Origin of the sequence: Brevundimonas sp. ZS04 (genome assembly GCF_001956865.1) — a bacterium.
In the GTDB taxonomy this organism is placed as follows: Bacteria; Pseudomonadota; Alphaproteobacteria; order Caulobacterales; family Caulobacteraceae; genus Brevundimonas; species Brevundimonas diminuta.
In genome coordinates this window covers 1-25350 of sequence record NZ_MTHE01000005.1, presented here as the reverse complement: position 1 = coordinate 25350, position 25350 = coordinate 1, and the positions used below count along the sequence as shown (strand labels likewise).

Annotated in this window: 22 protein-coding genes; 6 read left to right on the top strand and 16 right to left on the bottom strand. The window is 66.5% G+C overall.

Features of this window, described 5'->3' with window-relative positions; translation table 11 throughout:
• Positions 1–61: 61 nt before the first annotated feature.
• Together BJP32_RS08055 and BJP32_RS08050 are read right to left on the bottom strand one after the other, a co-directional pair.
• Positions 62–271 carry a helix-turn-helix transcriptional regulator gene (locus BJP32_RS08055; RefSeq protein ID WP_076223603.1) on the bottom strand — a complete coding sequence of 70 codons (210 nt, stop codon included), beginning with the start codon at positions 269–271 and terminating at the stop codon, positions 62–64.
• Positions 264–956, bottom strand: a complete 693-nt coding sequence (locus BJP32_RS08050) for a hypothetical protein (RefSeq protein WP_076223601.1) — start codon at positions 954–956, stop codon at positions 264–266. The genes BJP32_RS08055 and BJP32_RS08050 overlap by 8 nt, the downstream gene beginning before the upstream one ends.
• Positions 957–1150: 194 nt before the next feature.
• Here BJP32_RS08050 and ilvA point away from each other — a divergent pair, with 194 nt between their 5' ends.
• Positions 1151–2671 carry a threonine ammonia-lyase, biosynthetic gene (gene ilvA, locus BJP32_RS08045; protein ID WP_369822398.1) on the top strand — a complete coding sequence of 507 codons (1521 nt, stop codon included), beginning with the start codon at positions 1151–1153 and terminating at the stop codon, positions 2669–2671.
• Between the two features lie 34 nt (positions 2672–2705).
• On the opposite strand, the gene BJP32_RS08040 is transcribed toward ilvA, so the two are convergent.
• The 6 genes from BJP32_RS08040 to BJP32_RS08015 form a co-directional block, all read right to left on the bottom strand.
• Positions 2706–3107 carry a host attachment family protein gene (locus BJP32_RS08040; protein ID WP_223850887.1) on the bottom strand — a complete coding sequence of 134 codons (402 nt, stop codon included), beginning with the start codon at positions 3105–3107 and terminating at the stop codon, positions 2706–2708.
• 40 nt (positions 3108–3147) lie between these two features.
• A complete protein-coding gene (locus tag BJP32_RS08035) occupies positions 3148–3699 on the bottom strand; it encodes a methylated-DNA--[protein]-cysteine S-methyltransferase (RefSeq protein ID WP_076223598.1) in 552 nt (183 codons plus the stop codon).
• On the bottom strand, positions 3680–4786 hold the full coding sequence (locus BJP32_RS08030) for a bifunctional transcriptional activator/DNA repair enzyme AdaA (RefSeq protein ID WP_076223597.1): 1107 nt from the start codon (positions 4784–4786) through the stop codon (positions 3680–3682). The genes BJP32_RS08035 and BJP32_RS08030 overlap by 20 nt, the downstream gene beginning before the upstream one ends.
• Before the next feature lie 72 nt (positions 4787–4858).
• The gene (locus tag BJP32_RS08025; protein WP_076223595.1) at positions 4859–5986 is read right to left on the bottom strand and encodes a hypothetical protein; all 1128 of its coding nucleotides are present in this window, start codon (positions 5984–5986) and stop codon (positions 4859–4861) included.
• A 20-nt stretch (positions 5987–6006) separates the two neighbouring features.
• Positions 6007–6306: a PadR family transcriptional regulator gene (locus tag BJP32_RS08020; protein WP_076223758.1), complete on the bottom strand. Its 300-nt coding sequence runs from the start codon at positions 6304–6306 to the stop codon at positions 6007–6009.
• Between the two features lie 114 nt (positions 6307–6420).
• Entirely contained in the window at positions 6421–6756 is a 336-nt protein-coding gene (locus BJP32_RS08015; RefSeq protein WP_076223593.1) for a helix-turn-helix transcriptional regulator, read from the bottom strand.
• Positions 6757–6808: 52 nt separating this feature from the next.
• On the opposite strand from BJP32_RS08015, the gene BJP32_RS08010 reads away from it, so the two are divergent.
• The 4 genes from BJP32_RS08010 (at position 6809) to BJP32_RS07995 (ending at position 10966) form a co-directional block, all read left to right on the top strand.
• Entirely contained in the window at positions 6809–7294 is a 486-nt protein-coding gene (locus BJP32_RS08010) for an SRPBCC domain-containing protein (RefSeq protein ID WP_076223591.1), read from the top strand.
• A gap of 8 nt (positions 7295–7302) precedes the next feature.
• Positions 7303–7665, top strand: a complete 363-nt coding sequence (locus tag BJP32_RS08005) for a hypothetical protein (protein WP_076223590.1) — start codon at positions 7303–7305, stop codon at positions 7663–7665.
• Positions 7666–7900: 235 nt separating this feature from the next.
• On the top strand, positions 7901–10531 hold the full coding sequence (locus BJP32_RS08000; RefSeq protein WP_076223588.1) for a M14 family metallopeptidase: 2631 nt from the start codon (positions 7901–7903) through the stop codon (positions 10529–10531).
• 225 nt (positions 10532–10756) lie between these two features.
• Entirely contained in the window at positions 10757–10966 is a 210-nt protein-coding gene (locus tag BJP32_RS07995) for a hypothetical protein (RefSeq protein ID WP_076223586.1), read from the top strand.
• Positions 10967–11012: 46 nt separating this feature from the next.
• Here BJP32_RS07995 and BJP32_RS07990 read toward each other — a convergent pair whose 3' ends face one another.
• The 6 genes from BJP32_RS07990 to BJP32_RS07965 form a co-directional block, all read right to left on the bottom strand.
• Positions 11013–12620, bottom strand: coding sequence for a hypothetical protein (locus BJP32_RS07990; RefSeq protein ID WP_076223584.1), 1608 nt, complete (start codon positions 12618–12620; stop codon positions 11013–11015).
• A gap of 64 nt (positions 12621–12684) precedes the next feature.
• The gene (locus BJP32_RS07985; RefSeq protein WP_076223583.1) at positions 12685–13950 is read right to left on the bottom strand and encodes a dicarboxylate/amino acid:cation symporter; all 1266 of its coding nucleotides are present in this window, start codon (positions 13948–13950) and stop codon (positions 12685–12687) included.
• 61 nt (positions 13951–14011) lie between these two features.
• Positions 14012–14941 carry a hypothetical protein gene (locus BJP32_RS07980; RefSeq protein WP_003166096.1) on the bottom strand — a complete coding sequence of 310 codons (930 nt, stop codon included), beginning with the start codon at positions 14939–14941 and terminating at the stop codon, positions 14012–14014.
• Positions 14938–15678, bottom strand: a complete 741-nt coding sequence (locus tag BJP32_RS07975) for an iron-containing redox enzyme family protein (RefSeq protein ID WP_143255446.1) — start codon at positions 15676–15678, stop codon at positions 14938–14940. Before BJP32_RS07975 ends, BJP32_RS07980 begins: the two co-directional genes overlap by 4 nt.
• On the bottom strand, positions 15618–16754 hold the full coding sequence (locus BJP32_RS07970; RefSeq protein ID WP_076223580.1) for a beta-ketoacyl-ACP synthase III: 1137 nt from the start codon (positions 16752–16754) through the stop codon (positions 15618–15620). Before BJP32_RS07970 ends, BJP32_RS07975 begins: the two co-directional genes overlap by 61 nt.
• 120 nt (positions 16755–16874) lie before the next feature.
• A complete protein-coding gene (locus tag BJP32_RS07965) occupies positions 16875–19895 on the bottom strand; it encodes a TonB-dependent siderophore receptor (RefSeq protein WP_076223578.1) in 3021 nt (1006 codons plus the stop codon).
• Between the two features lie 396 nt (positions 19896–20291).
• On the opposite strand from BJP32_RS07965, the gene uvrB reads away from it, so the two are divergent.
• Complete coding sequence (uvrB, locus tag BJP32_RS07960; protein ID WP_076223756.1) at positions 20292–22607, top strand: excinuclease ABC subunit UvrB; 2316 nt, start codon at positions 20292–20294, stop codon at positions 22605–22607.
• 74 nt (positions 22608–22681) lie between these two features.
• Here uvrB and BJP32_RS17125 read toward each other — a convergent pair whose 3' ends face one another.
• Positions 22682–22897, bottom strand: a complete 216-nt coding sequence (locus tag BJP32_RS17125; RefSeq protein WP_143255444.1) for a hypothetical protein — start codon at positions 22895–22897, stop codon at positions 22682–22684.
• On the bottom strand, positions 22875–24455 hold the full coding sequence (locus BJP32_RS16910) for an anti-phage dCTP deaminase (protein ID WP_083673936.1): 1581 nt from the start codon (positions 24453–24455) through the stop codon (positions 22875–22877). The genes BJP32_RS17125 and BJP32_RS16910 overlap by 23 nt, the downstream gene beginning before the upstream one ends.
• Positions 24456–25350: the final 895 nt, after the last annotated feature.

Below are 25350 nucleotides of genomic sequence, written 5' to 3'. Positions count from 1 at the left end.
CAAACTTAGCATAAGCAGGCGCAATGTAGGCTCTTCCGCACACGGCGCAAGGGAAATCGGCTCAGTCTTCCAGGGTGAACAGAGCGTCCAGCGGCACGCCCAGCGCCTGCGCCAGCGTCAGGGCCACCAGCACCGAAGGGGTGAAGACCCCGTTCTCCACCGTATTCACCGTCTTGCGCGACAGCCCGGCCCGGTCGGCCAGTTCCTGCTGCGTCAGGCCCGCCGCCGTGCGGACGGCCTTCAGCTTCACGAACAGACGCGGATCAGCCACCGGCGGCCCGCCGGTCCAGCTGCCAGTAACGCAGCCCCGCCGCCGAGGCCGTGACGAACATCAGCCCCGGCATGGCCGCCACCGCCGCCTGCGGCTTCCACAGGCCCAGGGCGAAGACGACCACCATCCCCGCCAGCGCCACGCCCAGGGCTGCGTTCAGCGCCGAGCGCCGGAAGGACAAGGTCAGTTCGTCCTCCAGCAGCCGCTTCATCTTCTTGTCGCCACGAATATCGAAACCCGTGACCATCATCAGGTGCACCGCCGACATCATCGGCGACAGCGCCACCATCATCCAATTCAGCGCCTCGCCCTGACCTCCGGCGATAGCCCAGGCCGAGATCGTGCCCTGATAGACAAGAAAGAGCGACGCAAACGGCATGAACGCCATCGACACGGCGCGCTTCTTCTGGACGGTGTCGCGATAGCCCTCCTTGGAGCGCTCCACCCGTATGGTGTCGGAATCCGGTCCATTGTGTGTTCCCAGCACCATCGAAACGACGACAGCGCAGAGTCCGAGCAAGGCCAGGATAGCCCCGACGGTCACCGTCCGGCCTTCGCTACGCTTGACCATCAGGACACCGCAGAAGGCCGCCGTGAGGCCCACGCCGCCCAGAGCCGCGATCATCTGCAGCCGCCGCACCCGACGTCGCTCGTTCGCCTTCGCTCTTTCGAGTTCGTCGCTCATCCGCCCCTCACATGACACCTACAGGTTACATATCACCTACGGGTTACATATCACCTACGGGTTACATCGCAAGACCCCAACCTTCCTTCTCCCGCAAGGGGAGAAGGCTAGAACGCAATTTTCGTTCTCATGCGCCGCAGCATCGCCTAGACCGGGACACGCTTCATCCTCCCCTGCGCCGCCTGACCGAGATCATCGTGCAAGACACCGTCCGCCGCATACTGACCGCCCGCGTCTATGACGTGGCTGTAGAGACCCCGCTCGATCCGCTGAAGCGGCTGTCGGCGCGGATCGGGCGCCCCGCCCTGCTGAAGCGCGAGGATCTGCAGCCGGTCTTCTCGTTCAAGATCCGGGGCGCCTACAACCGGATCGCGGCCCTGAGCGAGGCCGAGCTGGCGCGCGGCGTCATCTGCGCCTCGGCGGGCAATCACGCGCAGGGGGTGGCGCTGGCGGCGGCCAAACGCGGAGCGGCGGCGACCATCGTCATGCCGACCACCACGCCGGGCATCAAGGTGGCGGCGGTTCAGGGGCTGGGCGGCCAGGTGGTGCTGCACGGCGAAAGCTTCGACGACGCCTACGCCCACGCCCGCACGCTGGAGAAACAGACCGGCGCGACCTTCGTCCATCCCTTCGACGACCCCGACGTCATCGCGGGGCAAGGCACGGTCGGGCTGGAGATCCTGCGCCAGCACCCGGACCCCATCGACGCCGTCTTCATCCCCATCGGCGGCGGCGGGCTGGCGGCGGGGGTGGCGGCCATCGTCCGTTTCCTGCGGCCCGAGACGCGGCTGATCGGCGTCGAACCCGCCGAGGCCCCGACGATGAAGAGCGCCATCGAGGCCGGGCGCGTGGTCGATCTGGATCAAGTCGGCCTGTTCGCCGACGGGGTGGCGGTGCGCCGCGCCGGGTCCGAGACCTTCCGCCTGTGCCGCGACCTGCTGGACGAGATCGTGCTGGTGGACACGGACGCCATCTGCGCGGCGGTCAAGGACATCTTCGACGACGTGCGCGCCGTGGCCGAGCCGTCGGGCGCCGTGGCCCTGGCCGGGCTCAAGGCCTGGGCCGCGCGCCATCCCGGATCGGGAGCGTTGGTGGCGATCAACTCGGGCGCCAACGTCAACTTCGACCGCCTGCGCCACGTCGCCGAGCGGGCCGAGATCGGCGAGGGCGCCGAGGCTCTGTTCGCCGTCTCCATGCCCGACCGGCGCGAGGACTATCACCGCTTCCTGCGCAGCCTCGACGGCCGTTCCATCACGGAGTTCAACTACCGCTGGTCCGGCGACGGCGCGGCCCAGATCTTCGTCGGCGTAGCCCTGCGCGACGGCGCCGCCGAGCGCGAAAGCCTGCTCAGGCGCCTGACCGCCGACGGCTATTCCGTCGTGGACATGAGCGACAATGAGACCGCCAAGCTGCACGTGCGCCACATGGTCGGCGGGCGCACCATCGGCCTGCCGCACGAGCGTCTGCTGCGCTTCGAATTCCCCGAACGGCCGGGCGCCTTCCTGCGCTTCCTCAACAGCCTGCAGCCCGCCTGGGCCCTGACCCTGTTCCACTATCGCAACCACGGCGACGACGCGGGCCGGGTGCTGGCGGGGGTCAGCGTCCCGCCGGATCAACAGGCGGCCCTCAGCGCGGCGCTGGACGAACTGGGCTACCCCTACGTCGACGAGACCGACAACCCGGCCTGCCGCCTGTTTCTGGACGGGGCGGCCTGAACCGTCCCCGTCACTCTCGCGCTTGCCCCCGCGCCTACGCCCGGCTGATCGCCTCTGCGATTTCCTCGGCGGGGCGGCCGGCCAGATCCTTGGCGATCTCGCCGACCAGGCGCTGCTCCAACGTCTTGTGCCAATGCTTGCGCAGCTGACCCAGGGTCTTGGGCGCGGCGACGACGGCCAGGGCCTCGATCTTGTTGGTCAGGGCCATGTGGTTCAGCGCCTCGGCCACGCCCATGGCGAAGCCGTCCTCGGCCTGGGTGTCGTTGTCGGGGTTGGCGTCGCTGGAACGGCGGCCCGGCGCGCCGGACAGGCGTTCGGGGATCTCGGGCGTCGCCATCGGCTTGAGCTGGATGTCGAGGTTGTGGCCGGTGTTGCGGAACAGGCTCAGCTTCTCGCCGTCGGCGACGGCGACCAGGGCCCCGTTGGGCAGGTTCATCATCAGACTCCCGAAATGAGCGCCGAAAGGGAGGGCGCTGTCAGTCTAGCGCAAACGCCCCTTGCACCGTTCCCTCCTGCGACGCTTCGTGCGCCAGCAGCCACCGCTTGCGCTCCAGCCCGCCCGCATAACCGGTCAGGGTTCCATCAGCCCCGACGACCCGATGGCAGGGCACGATGACGCCGATCGGATTGGCGCCGTTGGCCAGACCCACGGCGCGCACGGCGGCGGGCTTGCCGATGGCCTGGGCCAGTTGGCCGTAGCTCCAGGTCCGTCCCGCCGGAATGGTCCGCAGCGCCGCCCAGACCGCGCGCTGGAACTCCGTGCCGCCCGTCTTCACGGCGAGGCCGTCCAACGCCGTCAGATCGCCGTCGAAATAGGCGATAATGGCGCTCCGAACGGCTTCGGGCGCCCGCCCCGGCGTCAGCCGCGCTTCGCCGTAGTGGCGGGCCAACAGCTTCATCATCCGCGCCTCATAGTCGGTGAAGTCGAAGGCGCGCACGGCGCCGTCCGCGTCCGTGACCAGCAGCACCTCGCCGACCGGCGTGGCGATGCGGTCCAGGGTGAAGGTCTCAGGCTGCGTCTTTTTCATCGTCGTTCTCCATGATCGTCATGCCGTCGATCCCCGCCTCGCGCAGGTGCAGCACGCCATAGGCCCGCCAGGGCCGCCATTGCTCGGCCCGCCCCGCCAGCCGCTCGTCCTCAAGCCGGTCGCTGGCCATGTCTGCCGCCTCATCAAGCCAGACGCCCGGCAGATGCAGCCCCGGCCGCGCCTTCACCAGCGGCGCCAGCACAGGGTCCGCAGACAGGTCGCGGCGGATCGCCTCGGGATCGGCCGACAGGTCGAACAGCCGCCGCACCCGCGCCAGCACCCCCGGCAGGGCCTTCAGATCATCCAGCGCCGCCGTCACCGCGAGCCGGTCGCTCCCCTCGAACCGGGCCGAAACCTCGCCCGCCGCCCCGTCTGTCGCCGGGGCCAGAACGCGGCGCCAGACCCCGCCCTCGACCGTCTCGCCCTTCGCCTTCAGGGCGGTCAGCATGGCCTCGACCTCATAGGGCGGACGATAGGGCAGGCTCAGCCGCACGCCTCCATCCCACGGCCGCTCGGCCCGCGCCCGCAGCGCCGACGGCGGCCGTCCATACAGGGCCTGAAACGTCTCATTGAAGCGCCGCACGCTGCCGAAGCCGGACGCCATGGCGACCTCGGCCATCGGCAGATCGGTCTGGTGGATCAGGGCCTTGGCCAGCAGGACGCGGCGCGTCTGGGCCACGCTGACCGGGGCGGCGCCCAGGTGCTGGCGAAACAGACGGCGCAGGTGTCGCTCGCCCACGCCCAGACGGGCGGCCAGGGCGTCGACGTCGCCCTCGTCCAGAGCCCCCGCCTCGATCAGGTTCAGCGCCCGGCTGACGGTGTTGGACGTCCCGCGCCACGCGCCCATGTCGGGCGCGGTCTCCGGCCGACAGCGCAGGCAGGCGCGAAACCCGGCCTCCTCTGCCGCCGCCGCGCTGGCGACGAAGCGCATGTTCTCGCGCTTGGGCGTCCGCGCCGGACAGACCGGGCGACAATAGATCCCGGTGGTCTTCACGCAGGTGAAGAAACGCCCGTCGAAGCGCGGGTCGCGCGTCAGGACGGCCCGATAGCAGGCCTCCTGATCCAGCATGTCGCGGGCGTTTTCCATACCCGCAACATGCGCCCGCCGCGCCGCCCTGTCTCGCGGTTTTCGGACATGACGGCGCCGCAGCTCAACGGCTCACCCCTCGCGCGTCGTCGCGAGCCGCCAGACATAGGTCGCGATATTGACGACGAAGCTGATCGCCATCACCGCGAACACCCAGGTCAGCACCGTACCCAGCGTCAGGGCCGTGCCATCCAGGTCACGACTGGCCTCGCTCACCGCGCGCAGGGCGTCCAGATTGATGTTCGTCGCCCCGCCCTCGACGCGGGCGCTCGCCGCGCCCTGGGTCAGGGTGAGCCACCAGCCCGCATCAAACAGCCGCCACAGCACCCACAGCGCCGCGCCCGCCAGCGGGATCTTCAGCAGCCAAGTCAACCGCCCCTCGCGCCCGCGGATCAGGCTGACCGCGTCCACCGCCATGCCGCCGACGGCCAGGGCCAGGATGGGGCCGTACAGGGCCGCCCACACCGGCGCCGCCTCGATCCCCACCGCGCCGCTTCTCAAGGAGAACTCGCCCAGGCCCGGAAAGCGGATCACGCCGATCCACCACATCACGAAGACGCCCCCGACGATCAGGGAAGCCAGCGCTTCCAGCCCCGGCTTGTCGTTCGCCGTCACGCCCCAGACGCGCGCGCCCTTCGGCAACCATTCGGCCTTGGCCTTCTCAGATCCCGACAGGGACGCGCCCCATTTCGCCGGATCCGCCAGACCGAAGGCCGACAGGTCGCGCACCCGCCATTTCGTCAACCACTTCGGCTTGATGTCGTAATGCTCCATGATCGCCCCGGCCAGGGTCAGCGCCCCCAGCAGGGTCAGCCCTCCGGAGAAGAAGCCGTGGAAGGCCTGGCTGATCGCCCGCCCGAAATCGGCCGGCGCGCCCAGCACGCTGATCAGCAGCCCCAGCGCCTGCACCGCTGCAATGACGATCAGCCCGGCCTTGGCCCCGAACAGCCAGTAGGGAAACAGCTCCGGGCCGATCAGGCTGTCCGGTCCCTTGCGATAGCGGGCGGCGACGATCAGCGGGTGGCCGATCTCGTGCAGGATCGCCTCCTTCTCCTCGTCGTTCAGCGCCCGGCCCAGCTCCTCCTCGCGCGCCTCGACGCGGCTCAGGATCAGATCGCGCAATTCGGCGACGATGTCCTCGCGGTCCTCGGTCGGCAGTTGCGCCGCCACGGCCTCCAGATAGCGTTCGATGATGTCCATCGCGCCCTCTCCCATCTCTTTTAGAGAATCCGTTCCAGCGAGGCGTTGATGCCGCGCCATTCCTCGGTCAGGGCGGCCAGCATGGCCTCGCCCGCCGGCGACAGGACGTAGAAGCGTTTCTTTCGCTTCTCCTCCTCGCGCCACTCGCTGGTCAGCAGCCCCTGTCCCTCCAGCCGCCGCAGCAGGGGGTAGAGGGTGGATTCCTCCATCTCCAGCCCGTCCGCCGCCAGCGCCTGCCGCAGGGTGTAGCCGTAGCGTTCGGTCCGCAGGCAGGCGAGCACCGCCAGGACCAGCGTCCCGCGCCGCAGCTCCAGCCGCATCGTCTCGAACAGTTCCCGGTCCACGTCGCCGCCTCACCTGCCGTCACATAGTGTGTGATACACAGTGTATGCGGCATACCGTATGAGTCAACGACCTTCGCTATCTGATTTGCGTCAGGACCGCTTAGCGCCTTCCAGGTCGTGCTTCAGCCGGTCGATCAAAGACAGGGCGTGACCAGCGTATTCGCTGATCCAGCGGTCATGAATGCGTTTGATCGGCAGGGCGTCGAGGTGGTTCCACCGCTCGCGCCCCTCCCTTCGCGCCACCACCAGACCTGCGCCTTCCAGCACCTTCAGATGCTGCATCACGGTGCAGCGGTCCATGTCGTCGAAACGCTCGCACAATCCGCCGGTGGTGACCGGGCCTTCCTTCAGGCAGTCCAGCATCTGCCGACGACGAGCATGGGCCAACGCCTTGAAAACACGATCATCTTCTGTCTCGTTTGACATGTTATTTTTTTATAACATAAACTGACCTCCTGCAAGCACGAAGGGTTCGAACATGTCCTTGGGTTTCACGGTTTCGGGGCGCATCGCCAAGCCGCCTCACGAGGTGTTCGACGCAGTGGTCAACCCGAACAAGCTGAGCCGCTATTTCACCACCCTGGGCGGCGCCAGCGCGCCGTTGACGCCAGGGGCTGTCGTCATCTGGTGGGGCTCCGTTCCCGTGGACGTCGAGGAGGTCACGCCCGATCAGCGCATCGTGCTGCGCTGGGATGCGGACACGGCTGACGGACAGCCTGCCTTCAAGACCCGCATCGTCATGGAGTTCGAGCCGCTGGACGACGGCTCGACCTTCGTCACCATCGCCGAGTCTGGATGGCTCGACGACGCGGCGGGGAAGAAGGCCTCCTTCGCCAACTGCGAAGGCTGGGCGGCCATGCTGTCGGCGATGAAGGCCTGGCTCGAATACGGCATCAACCTGCGCGAGGGCTTCTATCCCTCCGAGTTGCGCGGCGCCCTTCCCACCAGCGACAACCGGAAGTGAGCCTCCCCATGACCATCAAGATAGAAGGCGGCGTCAACATCGCCATGAAGGTGCCTGGCCACCAGCATCAGGCCGTGGTCGCCTTCTATCGCGACGTGGTCGGACTAGAGAGCATCGACGAGAAAGCGCCCGCAATCGGCTTCAAGCTCGGCCCGAACCAGCTCTGGATCGATGCCTCGGACACCCTGACCCAGGCCGAGGTCTGGCTCGAACTGTTCTCCCCGGACCACAGCGCCGCCCTGCGACGGCTGGAGGACGGCGGCGCCGTACGCTGCGACCTGATCGAACCGCTGGGCGAGGCGTTTCGCGGCGGCTGGATCATGAACCCCGCCAACATCGTGCACGTGGTCCGCGAACCCGACGCCTGGTGACCTCTACAGGACATCGACCCATTCGCCACAAGGCGCGCACCTGCTATCGGCGGCGAAAAGGCCTCCCGGCGATCGCGACGGCGTGCGCTTTCCATCCATTTCTTCCTGACCCAAGCCCCCCAACCTGATCTCCGTCGCGTTCCGGCTCGAAACCCAAAGAAATGACGGCGCGGCGCCGCTTCCCTTCCCCTCGGCTCCACGGTTAAGGTCGGCGTTCCGTAGGGGGAGTATTCTCATGCCGTATCGTCGCCGCGCCGCCTGTTCTCTGCTGGCGCTCAGCCTGGCCCTGGGCGCCGCGCCCGCCCTGGCGCAACAGAATCAGCCCGAACTTCTGGCTGTCGTCGGCCACGACAGCGGCGAGCGCATCACCCGCTCGGCCGACGTGCGCCGCTATTTCGAGGCGCTGCGGACCGCCAATCCCGACCGCATGGTCATGGGCGACTACGCCCAGTCGTGGGAAGGCCGCCCCCTGTTCTGGGCCGCCGTCGGCTCGCCGCGCAACATCGCCCGACTGGACGCCATCAAGGCCGCGACCAACGCCCTGGCCGACCCGCGCAAGACCTCGCCCGAGCAGGCCCGCGCCCTGATCAACGACACCCCGGCCATCGTCTGGATGGCCTATTCCGTCCACGGCAATGAGATCAGCCCCGCCGACGCCGCCCTGATCGCCGCGCGCCGCCTGACCGACAGCCTCGACGCCGAGGCGCAGGGCTGGCTGGAGAACGTCGTGGTCGTCTTCGTCCCGACCCAGAACCCCGACGGGCGCGAGCGCTTCATCAACAGCTTCGAGGCGGGCCTCGGCGCCCAGCCCAACGGCGATCCCCTGTCGGCCGAGCGGGCCGAGCCGTGGCCGTCCGGCCGCTTCAACCACAATTTGTTCGACCTGAACCGCGATTGGTTCATCCAGTCCCAGCCGGAGACGCAGGGCCATTCGGCCCTCATCCGCGAATGGCGGCCGCAGGTGGTGGTCGATTCCCACGAGATGGGCACCGACTCCAGCTTCTTCTTCCCGCCCGAGGCCCAGCCGCTGAACCCCTGGATCTATCCGCCGATCCTGGACGCGCGCGAGCGGTTCGGCCGCAACACCGCCGGGCGCTTCGACCAGGCCGGGCTGGACTATTTCACGCGCGAGACCTTTGACGCCTTCTATCCCGGCTACGGCGACGGCTGGCCCGCCTATTTCGGCGCCGTCTCCATGACCTATGAGCAGGGCTCGTCGCGCGGCCTGATCGCGCGGCGGTCGTCGGGCGAGATGCTGACCTACGCCGACACGGTCAAGGGCCACCTGACCGCCACCCTGTCGACCATCGAGACCGCCGCCCGCGACCGCGAGAAGCTGCTCAGCGACTTCTACGCCTTCCACCGCGACGGGATTTCGGGCGGACGCGGCGCCTATGTCCTGTCGCGCTCCGCCGCCGCCGACCCGGCCGCCGCCGACAAGCTGGCGGGCCTGCTGGTCCGTTCGGGACTGGAAGTCGGACGCGCCACCGCCGCCTTCTCCGCCTGCGGCCAAAATTATCAGGCGGGCGACTATGTGGTGAACCTGTCCCAGCCCCAGCGCCGCATGGCCGAGACCCTGCTGGCCAAGGACGTGCCGCTGGACCCCAAATTCCTCGCCGAGCAGGAAGCCCGCCGCGCGCGCGGCCTGGGCGACGAGATCTACGACCTGACCGGCTGGTCCCTTCCGCTTCTGTTCAATGTGCCGAGCCAGCGCTGCACCGGCGCTCCGTCGGTGCAGACGGCCGCCGTCGGCCCTGAACTGATCCGTCCCGCCGCCGTGGCGTCCGGCGACGCGGCCTACGGCTACGCCATCCATCCGGGCACGGCGGGAATGCGCTTCCTCACCGCCGCCCTGACGGACAAGCTGCCGGTCCGCTCGGTCGAGGAGCCCTTCACCCTGGACGGCCGCGCCTATCCGGGCGGAACCTTCATCGTGCCGCGCGCCGGGTCGCCCGCCGACCTCGACGAGCGCGTCCGCCGTCTGGCCGCCGGCAGCGGCGCCCAAGTGACGCCCCTGGCCACCTCCTGGGTCTCCAGCGGCCCCAGCGTCGGCTCGGACAAGGCCACCGTCATCGCCGCCCCGCGCGTCGCCATGGCCTGGGACGACCCGACCGAGCCGGAATCCGCCGGCTCCATCCGCCATGTGCTGGAGCGCGAATACGGCTGGCCCGTCACGGCCGTCCGCACCCGCCGCCTGGCGAACGCCGACCTGTCCCGCTACCAGGTGCTGATCCTGCCGTCGGGCGGAAACTATGAGCAGATCCTCGGCGAGAGCGGCGTCGCCAACCTGCGCGCCTGGGTCCAGGCGGGCGGCGTCCTGATCGGCGTCGGCTCGGCCAGCCGTCTGCTGACCGATCCCGATTCCAAGCTGCTGGAGAGCCGCCGCGAAAACGCCGTCTCCGGCGACGGCGACAAAGACAAGAAGGACGGCGGCAGCGAGATCGCCACCGACGCCGAATACATGGCCCTGACCGGCCACCACGGCGGCGCGCCCGATCCGGTCGCCGGCGTCCTGGCCAGCGCCGTGGTCGACAACGAACACTGGCTGGGCGCGGGCGTCGCCCCGACCCTCAGCGTCATGGTGCGCGGCTCGGACATCTACACTCCGCTGGCCCGCGACCAGGGGACCAACGTCGTGCGTCTGGCCGGACCGGATCAGGTGCTGGCGTCCGGCCAGCTGTGGGCCGAGAACCGCCGCCAGCTGGCCTACAAGCCCGTCGCCATGGCCTCCGAAGTCGGTCGCGGCCAGGTCGTCGCCTTCACCCAGGACGTAACCATGCGCGCCTTCCTGGAAGGGCTGAAGCCTTTGTTCCTGAACGCGGTATTCCGGGGGCCGGCGCATACGTCAGGGACGAAGGGCGACTGACATCCCTTCTCCCCTTGTGGGAGAAGGTGGACGGCGAAGCCGGACGGATGAGGGGTCTGTTTGAGGTTTGACGAGAGGCCGAGGCTGAGGTCTCGCAACCCCTCATCCGACCTCACTCCGTTCAGCCACCTTCTCCCACAAGGGGAGAAGGAACAGCACGCCGGCTTTGACAACCCGCGTCCCCACAGGCTTTGCTGCATCCGCCAGCAGGGGAGCTGACCACGCATGACCAACCACACGCCGCGCCCGCCCGCCGACGACGGCGACTGGACTCTGCTGCAAAGCCGGATCGACCGCAGCTTCTGGCAGTGGGACCGCCGCACCGAGCCGGACGCGCCCGTCCTCAGCCGCTTCGTCATCCTGCGACCGCCCGAACGCCTCGACTACGACACCTTCGACGAAGCCGAAGCCATGTTCGAGGCGATGGAGGAGTGAGCCGCGCCGCCCTCGCCAGACTCTCCCTCCAGCGTCGCGCGACCAGTCACTGGATTCGCGTCGCCAGCGCCGGGGCGCCCGTAACGCTCCAGGCCCGGGGCGCGATCAAAGGCCTGTCGCACTTCGCCTCGATCATCCGCCCCTCCTGCGTGCTGTAGCGCACAGGCGAGGCGGCCGCGCAGCGCGCTTGGACGGCGAAGAACATGGCCGTCGCGTCCGTCATCGGATCATGACCCTCGACCTTCGCCAGCAAGGGATCGCCCGACAGGACGCCGCACTTGTCGCCCGTATCCAGCCGCACGCCCTTTTCGGTCCGATAGAAGCCTGTGCTCCCCCCGGTGCAGTTCTCGCCGTTCAGGTGGAACAGGGCCGCCGCGCGGTACTCGTCCGGCGAAGGCTTTTCCTCCAGGGTGACGCCCAGCGTCGCCAGCCGCGCGGCGACGCCGCCCCAGCGCGTCGCCCCTGGACCGTCCATCAACAAAGCCACCGCGCGTTCGCCCTCGGGCCGGGCGCGGAACTCGGCGACGCCGTAGCCGTCGCCCGCCATGCCCTGATCCAAAATGTCCTTCCACAGGTCGAAAACGTCCCGCGCGCCTGACGACGCTTGGCGCGTCTCCAGATCGGCCAGCCACTGCACCACCGTCCCGCAATCATAGACCGCCGACCCCGAGCGCAGCCGCGCCGGGTCGTAATCGCGGTCGCCCAGCGCCTTCCGGCACCCGTTCAACCGTTGCGACAGGGCCTCATGCGCCGCCGTCTCCGTCACCGCGCCGGTGGAGACCGCCGCCGCCCAGGCGCCGTATTCAGCCGCACCCTCATGCAGCCAGGGCGCGGCCTCGCCGTCCCGGTTCTCCAGCCGATGTCCGTTCCACAGATGAAAGGTCTCATGCCTGACGAAGGTCGCCAGGCCGGCCGCCACGTGCGCTGGCGGTTCGTCCCAGGCCGCCCCGTGAAACCGGGTCGAGATGACGCCGCTGTCGCTCACGTCGCCGCGGAAATCCACCGGCCCCGGGCTGTCGGTCGTCACCAACAGCACCGGCTCATACGGCAGATCCCGTCCCAGCCGCGCGCCGAAAAAGGCTTGGGCCGCGAAGAAGCCGTCGCGCATGATCCCAGCCAATGTCGGCGACACGGTCTCGCCGATCGCCAGCCTGGCGCCTGGATAGGTCTCGACCTGGCTTTGAGGGCCGAGATAGACAGAGCCCTTCTCCGCCTTCGACATCGGCAAGGCCGTCTCGCCCGCCGCCGGGCGCGCGGTCAGCTCGGCGTCCATGCCCCGCAACGCCACGGCGGGTCCGTACAAGATGCTTCCCGATCCGATCTGCGCCAGGGCAAGGTAGCCGCGGTCGCGCTCGGTCGTGTCGGGCGTGATCAGAATCTCGAAGGACTGGAACGGCGCCTCGCCCTCGACCGCCCCATCCGTCAACGTCAGGCCCGGCGTCGTCACAGTCCACTCGGTGCGGACGATGTTTTGATTGAGAAACGCCACGCGCGTCGTCGGCTCGGCCAGGCGCCAGGTCACGGCCACCCCGCCGGGCGCCGAGCGCGCCTCGACCGTCGCCGCCTGCTGGGCCTGGGCGGGCGCCGCGGCGGCGCATGTCATGGCTGCGACCGTCGCCATTGCGGCGGCCGCGCGCAGAATCGTCTTGCTCATGGTCACTCCCCTTACGCCCCGTGGGAAAGCTTGACCTCGGCGCGGCCGCGTCGTCAACCGATGTTCACTCTGCGGCTTCGACCTCTCCGCCCTGGACGATGCGGACCACGGCCAGGTCAGCCGTGACGTTGCCCAGGGTGCGGAAGATGTCCGGCACCACCTCGACCGCCAGCAACAGCGGCAGCAACTCCAGCGGCACCCCCATAGCGATGCAGATCGGGGCGATGGAGGCGAAGAAGCTGGCCTGCCCCGGCAACCCCACCGTGCCGATCGAGATCAGCACCGCCGTCAGCATGGCCGCCAGCAGTTGTCCCGCCGAGGGCTCCAGCCCGAACAGATGGGCGCAGTAGATGGCCACGCCCAGATTGGCGACCGGGCTGGTGATGCGGAACACCGCCACCGCCAGCGGCAGGACCAGGCCCGCCGTCGACCGCTTGACGCCCAGTTCGTCGACCGCCCGCTCGACCATGACCGGCAGGCTGGCCAGCGACGACTGGGTCGAGAAGGCCACCACCTGCGCCGGGGCCGCCGCCCGCGCGAACCGGCCCAGGCTCACCCGCCCGAAGAGGACCGCCAGCGGGTAGAAGATCAGGCCGATGCCGATGCAGGCGAGCGAGATCAGCGCCACATAGTGCAGCAGCACCCCCGCTGCGCTGGCCCCCGCCGTCAGCCCCACCCCGATCGACAGGGCGAAGACGCCCAGCGGCGCCGCCTTCAGCACCCAGCGGACGATGACGATCATCGTCTCGCCCACCGCCTCGAAGAAGGTGATCAGGGGAACCCGCAGCCGCTCCGGCAGGCCCGACGCCGCAAAGCCGAAGAAGACCGCGAACACCACCATGCCCAGAATGGCGTCCTCGGCCGCCGCGCGGATCGGATTGGCCGGGGCGATGGTCTTCAGGAACTCGCTGAACGGCGCGCCCGCGCCCAGGCCCTCTGCGCCTTCCGGCTTGATCGCCAGCAGCAGGCGCGCTCCCTCCGGGTCGATGGGCCAGACGGCGTGCAGTCCATAGGCCGCCGCGACGGCATAGATGGTCGCGAAGACGATCAGCCCGCCGAACCACGACACCGCCTTCAGCGCCAGCCGCCCGGTCCGCGCCGCATCGGCGATGGAGGCGATGCCCGTCACCAGCAGGCTGAACACCAGCGGGATGATCGTCATCCTCAGCGCATTCAGCCACAGCTGGCCCAGCGCCTGGATGAAGTCCGCCGTCACATGACCGCCCGGCAGGCCCCAGGCCTGCGCCGCCGCCCCGGCCAGCAGGCCCAGCACAAGCGACAGCAGCACAAGCGTGCTGAGAGAGGTCAGAAAGGAGCGCGCCGATTTCATGACCGCCACGCTAGCAGCCGCCGCGCCGGGCGCCAGCGGAAAACGCCCTAGACTCCGCGCCCTACTTCGGCGCGCCCGAGTTGGCCGGGTCCAGCGGCAGACCCGCCGCCTGGCGCGCCTTCATCACCCGCAGCCAGCCGTGCATGGCCTCCGAATCCAGCCCATGCATCATCAGCCGATAGCCCGCCTGCAGCGTCGACAGCGCCACCAGCGGATGGCCGTTCTTTACGAAGGCCATGTGGTAGCTCGTCCCCAGAATGCGGGCGATATAGATGGCCATCACCTCATCCAGCTGCAGCGAACTGGACGCCCGCACGAAGTCGTCTCTCGGCAGCATCAAGGCGTAGATGGGGGTGTAGAACTCCACCGCCGTCTGCACGTCGACGAAGTTGTGCCATTTGCGCGGAAACTCCTCGAACGGCGGGAATTCGTCCGAGATCATGGAGAAGTCGATGCGTTCGGGCGGCGTCAGCTCCCGCCCCTCCGCGCGCAGGGCGGCGTTCATCTCGATGACGAAGTTGAAGATGTTCAGGTCGTGCTGAAGGAACAGGTCCGGCTCGATGTCCTTCAACCGCGTCGGCGTCAGCGGCCACTTGGTCACCTTGTCGCCCACCCCCGCGTTCTCGCGCACGAAGGCGGTCAGTTCGGACCCGACGTGGAAGTGGCGCAGGATCACCCGGTTGCCCTCGGGCGTCACAAAGGTCCGCAGGCCCCAGTGGATGGTCTTGTGCAGCAGGCCGTTCAGGTTCGGGTATTTGGGCGAGATGACCCGCAGCACCTTCACCAGACAGAAGAACAGGAACACCAACGGCCGCGCCACCGGGAACAGCCAGCGCCGCGACCGCGACCGCGCCCCCAGCAACAGATCGCGCTTGGCTCCGTCGTCGATCGGCAGGCTGTGGTCCAGATACAGCGCCATCCACGGATCAGGATCCTTGGGATCGAACCGCGCGGGGTCGAACGGATCCTCCCCCGGCTTGTAGTACCTCACGCCGCGATCTCCTCGATCTGCAGGGCGTAGAGTCGCGCCGTCACCCTGGCCGTCGTGACGATGCGTTCTGCGATGAAGGGATCGGGCAGCACCATGCCCAGCATCTCCTCGAACTCCTTCATATGCTCGGCGTCGTTGTCGCCGTGATAGAGCAGGAAGCGCACCGCCTCGTCGGGCAGGGCCAGCCGCTCCTGCACCTTCAGCCCCCACGGCCGCGCCTTGATCGAGCCCAGCCCCTCGATGATGAACATGGCCCCCAGCAGGCCGAAGGGATCGGGCTTCGACGCCTCATGGAACATCCACGCCGACAGGGCCTCGGACCCCACATTCTTCGGCGCCGACTGGATGTCCTCCAGCGCCCCGCCCGCCGCCACAAAGTCGGCTTCCAGCAGGCGGAAGTCGCGATGCTCCGTCACCGCATGGCGCATCAGGGTCGAGCGCAGCTCCAGATGGTCCTCGCCGATGTTCGACGCCGCCCGGCTCATCCACAGCGCCCCGTCCTTCACCTGCTGGCGCAGGTTGATCAGGAAGGCGTGGTAATCGGCGACCTCGAACCGCCCGCGCGTCAGCTTGCGGATCAGCGGCGTCGCCTCCAGCCGCTGCTCGAAATCGGCGAAGACCACCGCCAGCTTCCTCAAGGTGTCGGCCACCGCCGCCTCGGCTTCGCGTTCCGCCATCACACAATCTCCAGCATCATGAAGCCGATCATCGCCCGCCCGCTCTCGGGCACGATGCACAGCACTCTGTCTCCGCGCCTTCCGCGTCCCGACTTCAGGAAGGCGTCCAGCATGACCCAGATCGAGGCCGAGCCGACATTGCCGCTGTCGGCCAACGTCGTGAACCACTTCTCCTCCGGGATCATGGCCTTAGTGCTTTCCAGCAGGCCGACGATCTCCTCGCGCAGCGACCGCGCGGAGTAATGACACAGCAGATGGTCGACCTGATCGGGCACGATCCGCCCGGCGTCCACCTTCTCCAGCCAGACGCCGATCCAGGCGCGGATGACGATCTTCAGCAGGTCGAAGTCCTGCAATAGGGCCACCGCCCCCGCCGCATGAGCCGCCGCCGGGCCGGCGTGGCTCCAGGCGCTGGTCATGTCGGCGCGCGCCTGCGGCGTCGATCCGGCCCACATGCAGGGATCGAAGCGCCCGGCCAGGGACGTCATGTCGATCCACTCGACCTTCAGGCTCAGCCCCTCGGGTTTCGGCCTCGGCTCCATCACCACGGCGCCCGCCCCGTCCGACAGGGTGAAGCGCAGGAAGTCCGCCTCGATCCGCGCCCGGCCCTTCTCATCCACCAGCGCCGTGCCCTCATAGAAGGCGGGCCGGAACCAGCGCGACGAGAACTCGCCTGCACAGGCGGCGGCGACGTCCGCCTCGCCCGCGCGCACGCTCAGCCACGCCCCCTTGGCCGCCATCAGGGCGCTGGCGCAGACCGACTGATAGCTGAACGCCTCCAGCGGCCCCGCGCCCAGTTCCGCCTGAACCGCGCTGGCGTGACCGGGCACCAGATAGTCGCCCTGCGTCGCCGCCGCGCCCAGATGCTCAAGGTCGCCGAGGCTCAAGCCCGCCTCGTCCAGCGCCGCCCGCACCGCCTCGGCGCACATGGAGGCGTTGGAATGCAGCGGCTCCCCGTCCACGTTCAGGGCGTAGTGCCGCCCCTCGATCCCGTTCCAGCGCAGGGCGCGGCGCCCGACGGCGGACGCCCGCCCGCCGATGCGGCCGATGAAGTCCTCCATCCGATCGTTGCCGATCCGCTCGCCGGGCAGGACGGCGCCGGTCCCGGTGATGAAGACGTCGCGAAGCTCACTCATGGTTGCGGACCTTGGCGACCCGCCCTGCTTCGCACAACCCGGAAACTGCCGTTTCAAAAGCAGAAAGGGCGGCGAACCGAAGTCCGCCGCCCTCTCCTCAACCTGAAATCAGGTCAGACCTTAGAAGGACTTCGTGAGGTTCACGAAGGCCGTCCGGCCCAGGTAGTCGTAACCCGAGTACAGCGGGGCGTTGCCGACCCGGTTGTACACGCCCGACGAGATCGTCGGCGGGTCTTCGTTCAGCAGGTTGCGAACGCCGGCCGTGACCGTCCAGCCTTCACCCGTGTACTGAACCGAGGCGTTGTGCAGCCAATAGTCCGGCACATCGAGGTCGTACTGGGTCGTGGCGGGATCCAGACCATAGTAGTCGTAGCTGTCCATGCCTTGGATCCACTCGACGCCATAGCGCACGCGCCACTTGTCCCACGCATAGGAGACGTCAGCATTCCCGGTGAATTCCGGGTTGTTGATCATGCCCTTGTCGTCTTCCAGCGGGTCGTCCGCGAACAGCTTGCTGGAGATTTCCGTGTACTGAGTGATCGCCAGATTGAACAGCGCCGTGCCCGGTCCGACATCCTTGCGATAACGCAGGGTGTAATCCAGGCCCTTGACGACGTCAGTCGCCAGGTTGACGTAGCCGTTCTCGACCGTGAGCTGGTTGTTCTTGGCCGCGTCACGCGAAATCAAGCCGCACATGCCGGTCTTGTTGGCGAAGTCTTCCGGACGAGAGTCGTAGCACTCCGACAGGATGTTCGAAGCGCCATAACGCGCCACGCCGTTTTCGACTTCGATCTCATAGTAGTCGACAGCGAAAGCCAGGTCGCCCCAGCCTTCCGGCAGGGTCGGTTGCAGAACCATGCCGACCGTCAGGTTGGTCGAGGTTTCAGCTTCCAGGTTGTTGGCCGCACCGCCGACGCTGTAAACCGCCACGCTGCTGGTCGCCTGGAAGTTGTCCGGCAGGCCTTGCGAGGCGCAGTTGGCGACACGGTTCTCGTTGACGCCCTCTGCACCATAGCTGTTGCACGGGTCAGCGCTCGCGTTCTGGAAGCCCGACGTGGCGCCCAGGAACTGTTCGAACAGCGCAGGCGCGCGGTACGACGTGCCATAGGTGGCGCGGAACGTCAGCATGTCGATCGGACGATAGACCAGGCCGACCTTATAGGTCGTGTCGTCGCCGTACGAATCGTAGTCCGTGTAACGGAACGAAGCGTTCAGCGTCAGCTCCTGAGCGAACGGCGCGTCACGCAGCAGCGGCGCTTCGACTTCACCGAACACTTCCCAGACCGAGTCCGAACCGCGGGTCGGCTGCGAGCTGGAGTAGTTGTACAGGTTGGCGTTGATCGAATCGAGCGCAGGCGTGTCGTCGATTTCCGAGTCGCGCCATTCCGCACCGAAGAAGCCCATGACCTTGCCGGCCGGCAGGTCGAACAGCGGACCGTCGACGCCGAAGCTGACGATCTTCTCTTCGAACTCGGTGACGCCCTTGACCGGACGGAACACGTAGTCGACCCAGGTCTTCGGCAGCACGCCGCCGATGGTCTGCGAGCTCAGAGCCGGCGCGGCGACGCAGCCCGGGTTCGAAGCCAGGTTGCGGCACTGGAACTGACCCGGCGCGGTTTCGACCACGTCCAGGCTGGCGATCATGCGATCCTGCAGGAACTGCTGGCTCGTGTATTCCGAACGCGACTTGGAGTAGCTGGCCGACAGGTCGTAGCGCCAATCGGGGATGAAGAAGTCCCCCTTGATGCCGACGACGTTGCGGTTGAAGCGCTGCTCTTGATGCGAGCGGTCGTTGCCGAAGCCGATGAAGGCGCGAACGCCGATGTCCTTGCCCTGGTTCAGGCCCTGGTCAGCGGAGAAGACGCTGTTGCGCAGGTCGCCGGCGGGGATCAGCGGGCTGCCCTTGGCGTAGTCCAGCGCCAGCTGACGGTAACCCGTCTGCGACGATTCACGGTTGTTGAGCAGGAATTCGCCATACAGCTCGGCGTTGCCCAGAGCGTTCAGCTGATAGGCGCCTTCACCGTACAGGGTCACGATCTCGACCGGCGAAACCAGCGACTGGTTCAGCATACGATCATCGAAGGTGTCGCGAACGTTGAGGTTCACGCCCGTTCCGCCGACGCCTTCAAACCCGGCCATCGGCCCGGTCGTGACGCCCGAGTTCGGACGGAAGCGGTTGAACAGACCCGCACGCGCGCCAGTGGCGGCCGTGCCGGCGATTTCGCGGAAGGTGCGGTTGCCGGCGCTGTTCAGCGGGCCTTCGACTCCGACGCCGATCGTGTTGATCGACGAACCGTTCGAGCCGGTCGAGGTGATCGGATAGCACTTCGACTTGCCGGTCAGGGGGTCGATGTAGTCGCGGCTGACGCCGGCGGCGGTCGGACGACGGCCATCGGTCTGGCAGCGCGTGAACTCACGGTCGCGCAGGGTCAGTTCGTCGCGTTGATAGTACTCGATCGAGCCGGCGGCCCGCCAGCGATCGCCGCGCGTACCGCCCGTCAGCGACAGACGGGTCGAACCGCCATTGCCGTTGGCTTCCAGCGGCTCATTGCGCTGAGCTTCGAGGATCAGACCTTCGAAATTCTTGCGGGTTTGGATGTTGACCACGCCGGCCACGGCGTCCGAGCCGTACACCGACGAGGCGCCGTCGCGCAGGACTTCGACGCGGTCGATCATGGCGGTCGGCAGCACGTTCAGGTCAGCCGAGCCGACCGAGCCGCGCGAACCGGCGGGCGAGACGCGACGGCCGTTCAGCAGCACCAGGGTGCGGCTCGGGCCGAGGCCGCGCAGGCCGATGGTGTTGGCGCCGGGGCCGCCGTCCGTGACGTAGCCGCCGAACGAGTTGTTGATCTGCGAGGTGCCGCCCGTGACGGCCGTGCTCTGCAGAGCTTCCGTCGTCGAGGCGAAGCCTTGCAGCGTCGCTTCTTCGCGCGTCACAACCTGCGTGGGCGAAGGCGCGTTATAGTTGTCGCGACGGATACGCGAGCCGACGACGACGATTTCGTCGACCTGGGTCGCTTCCTGGTCAGTATTCGAAGCGCTTTGAGCAAGCGCCGTCCCCGGAATAAGCATGGCCATCGACAGTGCGGCGGCCCCAGCCGCCATCGTCGTGCCCAGCAGGTAGTCTTTACGAGTGCGCATAAGCCTCTGTGTACCTGTTAATCGTTACTGAACATCACGTCGTTCTGTGAGCGACGCTGAAAACCAATGTTCGTCATTACGCTTCTTGGCTGCTGCAATGGCTATGGCTGGGCCGTCACAGCATCAACCAATTTCTTTCAAAAAATCATTGTTAGGGGAAATTATGAGGCATTTTTGACGCGCAAAGGCCGAGTTCGGACCGTTATTTCGTCCATTTCGGACACATTGTGCTCAAATATGTCCTTAATACGTCGAATTCGCCCCACTTGCGGCGACATGCAAGCGTGACTGTGGCGCATGTAAGTTCAACCTGTGGTGGCGCACTGGCGGATTCTGGCCCCGCCCCGCCCCCGCCGGGCCTAGCGCCTTGCACACGCGCGCATTACCTTGATGTTCATGGCCCGTTCTCCCGCGAAACCGACCAAGCCCGTTCACACGCCCAATCCGGGCCTCAGCGAGGCGCCCGTCGTCTTCGACCACGGTCGCGCGCCCGCCTTCGCGCCAGTGAACGGCCCGCGCCTGACGCCCGAGGAGGCGCCCGCCGCCCCCGCCGACTGGGTTCCTCACCGCCCCGACCGCCCGACCAACAAGAAGCGCGTCCCTTTCCGGCTGGAGACCAAGTACCAGCCCGCCGGCGACCAGCCGTCGGCCATCGCAGAGCTTGTGGCCCAGGCGGCCGAGGGCGACCGCGAGCAGGTGCTGCTGGGCGTCACCGGCTCGGGCAAGACCTTCACCATGGCCAAGGTGATCGAACAGACCCAGCGCCCGGCCCTGATCCTGGCCCACAACAAGACCCTGGCGGCCCAGCTCTATTCCGAGTTCAAGGCCTTCTTCCCCGACAATGCGGTCGAGTATTTCGTCAGCTACTACGACTACTACCAGCCCGAGGCCTACGTCCCGCGCACCGACACCTATATCGAGAAGGACAGCTCGATTAACGAGCAGATCGACCGGATGCGCCACGCCGCCACCCGCGCGATCCTCGAGCGGGACGACGTCATCGTCGTCGCCTCGGTCAGCTGCATCTACGGCATCGGCTCGGTCGAGACCTACACCGCCATGACCTTCAACCTGAAGGTCGGCGACCAGATCGACGAGGCCAAGCTGCGCGCCAACCTCATCGCCCTGCAATACAAGCGCAACGACGTCCATTTCGAGCGCGGCATGTTCCGCAAGCGCGGCGACACGCTGGAGATCTTCCCCGTCCACCTGGAAGACCGCGCCTGGCGCATCAGCCTGTTCGGCGACGAGATCGAGGCCATCGACGAGTTCGACCCCCTGACCGGCAAGAAGACCAATGCGCTGGACGAGGTCACCGTCTACGCCGCCAGCCACTACGTCACCCCGCGCCCGACGCTGAATCAGGCGATCACCGGCATCAAGGCCGAGCTGAAGGAGACGCTCGACTGGATGGTCGAGAACGGCAAGCTGCTGGAGGCCCAGCGCCTCGAACAACGCACCCGCTTCGATCTGGAGATGATGGAGGCCACCGGCTCCTGCGCCGGCATCGAGAACTACAGCCGCTGGCTGACCGGCCGCGCGCCGGGCGAGCCGCCGCCCACCTTCTTCGAATACATCCCCGACAACGCCCTGCTGTTCGTCGACGAGAGCCACGTCACCGTCGGCCAGATCGGCGCCATGTTCCGCGGCGACTACCGCCGCAAATCGACCCTGGCCGAGTACGGCTTCCGCCTCCCCTCCGCCATCGACAACCGCCCGCTGAAGTTCGAGGAATGGGACGCCATGCGGCCCCAGACCGTCTTCGTCTCGGCCACCCCCGGCGCCTGGGAGCTGGACAAGACCGGCGGCGTCTTCACCGAACAAGTCATCCGCCCCACCGGCCTGATCGACCCCCCGGTCGAGATCCGCCCCGTCTCCGGCGCCACCCGCAACCAGGTCGACGACGTCATCGACGAGGTGAAGGCCACCGCCCGCGCCGGCTACCGCTCCCTGGTCACCACCCTGACCAAGAAGATGGCCGAGGACCTGACCGAATACATGCATGAGCAAGGGGTGCGCGTCCGCTACATGCACTCCGACGTCGATACGCTGGAGCGGATCGAGATCCTGCGCGACCTGCGCCTCGGTTCATTCGACGTGCTGATCGGCATCAACCTGCTGCGCGAGGGGCTCGACATTCCCGAGTGCGGCCTGGTCGCCATCCTCGACGCGGACAAGGAGGGCTTCCTGCGTTCCGAGACCTCCCTGATCCAGACCATCGGCCGCGCGGCGCGCAACGTCGACGGCCGCGTCATCCTCTACGCCGACCGCATGACCGGCTCGATGGAGCGCGCCATCGCCGAGACCGACCGCCGCCGCGAGAAGCAGCAGGCCTACAACCTCGAACACGGCATCACGCCCGAGACGGTCAAGCGCGACATCAAGGAGATCCTCGAGAGCCCCTATGAGTCCCGCGACCTGGACCGCCTGACCCGCCCCGGCGTCGCAGAGGAGGCCAGGCCCTTCGTCGGCTCCAACTTCCAGGCCGCCCTCAAGGATCTGGAAGGCCGCATGCGCGACGCCGCCGCCAACCTCGAGTTCGAGGAAGCCGCCCGCCTGCGCGACGAGATCAAGAAGATGAAACTCCTCGACCTCGAGTTCGCCAACGAAGCCCTGACGGGCGCGGGGGAAGAGGTCGACAGGTCAGCCCCCAAACGCTGGCGGAAAGAGGCGGCGGCCGAAAAGGCGGAGGCGTTCAGAAAGGGGCGGTAGGGGACCAACCTCAAGTTGGAAGCGCCCGCCTCTGCGACGCGACCGAAATGTAAAGAAAAATGTGGGGCGAGAACTTAGGCCATCAACCCAACCGAACGAAGCACTCTCTCTGCCCGTTCTTTGCGCGCCACAGCTTGGGCCACTACCAGACTGTTACCAATGTCATGCACGGCAGCAGGTGGCTTGGAAGTCCGAACGCCATGGCAGGTGATCGCGGTAACGTTATCCAAAACCAAGGCCACATTCAGATCCAGTTCGAACTGGTCCTTATCCTTCTTCCCTTTGGTCATTTAGGTTCGCTCCCAAACTAACCTCTTTCGAGGCCGTTTCCGCAATTACTAGCGTCTCACGAATGGCGATTCCGTCAAGGGGCGCGAGCCCAACGGGAACAGCTTCTCGCGAAGGCGTTTCAACAAGTTTACCGAGTCGCTTCCGCTCCCCACGAACACCGAAGTAGCGATCGATATTCCGAGGAGCTACGCCTTGGTACTGCTGATAAACAACATGTTTTTCAGCAGTTGCCGAAGCCGACAATGAGTCATCATGCAGCTTGGTGGCGAGGCTTTTAGCGTATGGCTCCACATACACAACTCGTGAAATTCCGCTGGCAACGATATGTCGCGCACAGTTGTGGCACGGGAACGTGGTGCAATAGAGCGTGGCCCCTACAAGACCATCGTTCGCATTTCGCGCCACCGAAATAATCGCCTCCATCTCTGCGTGAACCGCCCGAGAGAATTCGATCAGATCTTTAAGGCGAGTGGACGCGACCACACCCTTCACTTCAGCCGAGCGCTCCGGCGAAACTAGCCCTGCCTTTTCAAGTGCTAGAACAATTTCGTCGTAACGCTCACCCTTCTCCGTATCATTATGACAGACACGGCCTTTCCATTTGTAGCAGCGGTGATCGTTTTGACTATCTTCCGCCTCATATAGACCGCCCCCGCCCTTCGGCACATCGTTGCACCCCTGACCAATCAACTCCCCGTCAGAACTGTATATTACCGCGCCCACCTGACGAGAAAGACAAGCAGATCCTCGAGCAGCGACGATAGCACCATACATGGCCGTTTCATCGAGCTGCGGCGTATGTATTTTCGTTCCGAATATAATCTCGAGATATCTATCTAACGTTTTCTTCAGCTGCTCTTGATTGTCAAGATCATTTCTTACAAAGAAATCGGCCAAAAAAGAGGTGTCCCTCACACGTTGACCAGCATTTGATCCGTGGTGCTCATCTACCTCAAAGATTTTATCGACGCCGCTACGCTTTACAGATCCTTTTTGCGTTCTTTTCATCCTAACAGATTCAGGAGCAAAAACACAAAAAGTGTAAAACAAATCGCCATAAACGCGACGAAGTATATTTAATTCATCAGGATGCTTTATAGAATCAATTATAGTAACCCGCCTACGCGGTTTAGCATTTTTGAATGGTGACTCAACATCATTATCGGAAGCAACTAGCGCTTCTCTTCCATTACTTATCGTTTCAACAACTCTTTTAGCCAAATAGTCATATCCATACTTTTCCCGCAGCGCATTACCGGCACTTTGAAGCCCCTCTATACGGGACACCGCGCCTGACATATCTACCGCCATGGATACCTTTATGGCGTCGATCTCAATAATTTTACTTATCTTAACAATTTCAACTTCATAGGCGTATGTTTCCTTCATTATTTCTGACAGGATGGTCGCGGTAGTAGTCACACCGGAGCCTACCGGACCGACAAGGGCAAAGACGAGTTCTTGCGTCTGCCTAGAACCAAGCGAAACGTCACCACCGCCCGTCTTCGTTGCCACTGGCCGAGGAATTAAAGTCTTTGCGAGTGCGTTGGCCGCCATACGTACCTAGCCAGTAAAGTGAAGCGAGCGCCGGGCTCAGAAATTTAAGAGATCAAGACTCAATGAGTGACGTTACACAGAAAACCGCACTGAGCAACCAACGCGACGCTCCCCTTCAAACCTCCTCGCCCCAACCCCGGCAATTTCCTACCTTTCCCCCTCCGCCACCCCCTTTCAGCCCGCCATACTTCCCCGCCATGCCACCCTGCCCTCGTTCCGTCGCATGGAGGGCTCGTGAGGCCTGCGACCTTGCGGGCGGCGGGAGCGGATGGAGCGGGGTTCTTGTCGGACCGTGCGGCGTCCGTCGCGGCGGCCGGTCGAGGGCGGGAGCCCAGCGGCGCGTCGGGCGGAGCGCGCCGGGCGGTCCAGGATGCGAAGGGCGGCGACGCGGGCGAACGCCGGCGCCGACGCCCGGCTTGCCACCCAACGGGCGCTGGCTGCTTTCGCGGCCTCAAGCAGCCCGAAGGGCGGTAGGCCAGGCATCAAGACAAGAAGCCGACGGAGCCTGGTGACGGGGCGTTCGACCCGTCCGTCAGAGAGGTTCCGGCCAGGGTCGCGGGGGTTACGCGGACCGTTCCGGGAGGCCTGTCGCAAGCAGGCCCCCGCCCGCCGCGGGCGCCGGGGGTAGCCGATAAGACCGGCGCCTGCCCCGAGCTCGTGGAAGCCCGTCCGCGCGGAGCGTCTGTCGGCGTCGAAACGGTAACACACATCACACTCCGGGCGTCGGCCCGGCGCTCCGCCCAGCCCTCCCACCGCCCGCCGAAAGGCGCGGCGGCCAAACCCGTGCGCCCAATCTCCCTCCCCTTCATGGGGAGGGTGGCTGAGGCCCAGCCGAAGCCGGGTGGGGGCGACGCCGCAAGCCACACGCCGCGCCCAGCCCCTGCCCTCCCCCCCC

Excerpts from the sequence above, each read along its gene's own strand:
- BJP32_RS08050 (WP_076223601.1), bottom strand. The coding sequence starts at position 956 with ATGAGCGACGAACTCGAAAGAGCGAAGGCGAACGAGCGACGTCGGGTG.
- BJP32_RS08040 (WP_223850887.1), bottom strand. The coding sequence starts at position 3,107 with ATGAACCTGCCCAACGGGGCCCTGGTCGCCGTCGCCGACGGCGAGAAG.
- BJP32_RS08035 (WP_076223598.1), bottom strand. The coding sequence starts at position 3,699 with ATGAAAAAGACGCAGCCTGAGACCTTCACCCTGGACCGCATCGCCACG.
- BJP32_RS08030 (WP_076223597.1), bottom strand. The coding sequence starts at position 4,786 with ATGGAAAACGCCCGCGACATGCTGGATCAGGAGGCCTGCTATCGGGCC.
- BJP32_RS08025 (WP_076223595.1), bottom strand. The coding sequence starts at position 5,986 with ATGGACATCATCGAACGCTATCTGGAGGCCGTGGCGGCGCAACTGCCG.
- BJP32_RS08020 (WP_076223758.1), bottom strand. The coding sequence starts at position 6,306 with ATGCGGCTGGAGCTGCGGCGCGGGACGCTGGTCCTGGCGGTGCTCGCC.
- BJP32_RS08015 (WP_076223593.1), bottom strand. The coding sequence starts at position 6,756 with ATGTCAAACGAGACAGAAGATGATCGTGTTTTCAAGGCGTTGGCCCAT.
- BJP32_RS08010 (WP_076223591.1), top strand. The coding sequence starts at position 6,809 with ATGTCCTTGGGTTTCACGGTTTCGGGGCGCATCGCCAAGCCGCCTCAC.
- BJP32_RS08005 (WP_076223590.1), top strand. The coding sequence starts at position 7,303 with ATGACCATCAAGATAGAAGGCGGCGTCAACATCGCCATGAAGGTGCCT.
- BJP32_RS08000 (WP_076223588.1), top strand. The coding sequence starts at position 7,901 with ATGCCGTATCGTCGCCGCGCCGCCTGTTCTCTGCTGGCGCTCAGCCTG.
- BJP32_RS07995 (WP_076223586.1), top strand. The coding sequence starts at position 10,757 with ATGACCAACCACACGCCGCGCCCGCCCGCCGACGACGGCGACTGGACT.
- BJP32_RS07990 (WP_076223584.1), bottom strand. The coding sequence starts at position 12,620 with ATGAGCAAGACGATTCTGCGCGCGGCCGCCGCAATGGCGACGGTCGCA.
- BJP32_RS07985 (WP_076223583.1), bottom strand. The coding sequence starts at position 13,950 with ATGAAATCGGCGCGCTCCTTTCTGACCTCTCTCAGCACGCTTGTGCTG.
- BJP32_RS07970 (WP_076223580.1), bottom strand. The coding sequence starts at position 16,754 with ATGAGTGAGCTTCGCGACGTCTTCATCACCGGGACCGGCGCCGTCCTG.
- BJP32_RS07965 (WP_076223578.1), bottom strand. The coding sequence starts at position 19,895 with ATGCGCACTCGTAAAGACTACCTGCTGGGCACGACGATGGCGGCTGGG.
- uvrB (WP_076223756.1), top strand. The coding sequence starts at position 20,292 with ATGGCCCGTTCTCCCGCGAAACCGACCAAGCCCGTTCACACGCCCAAT.
- BJP32_RS17125 (WP_143255444.1), bottom strand. The coding sequence starts at position 22,897 with ATGACCAAAGGGAAGAAGGATAAGGACCAGTTCGAACTGGATCTGAAT.
- BJP32_RS16910 (WP_083673936.1), bottom strand. The coding sequence starts at position 24,455 with ATGGCGGCCAACGCACTCGCAAAGACTTTAATTCCTCGGCCAGTGGCA.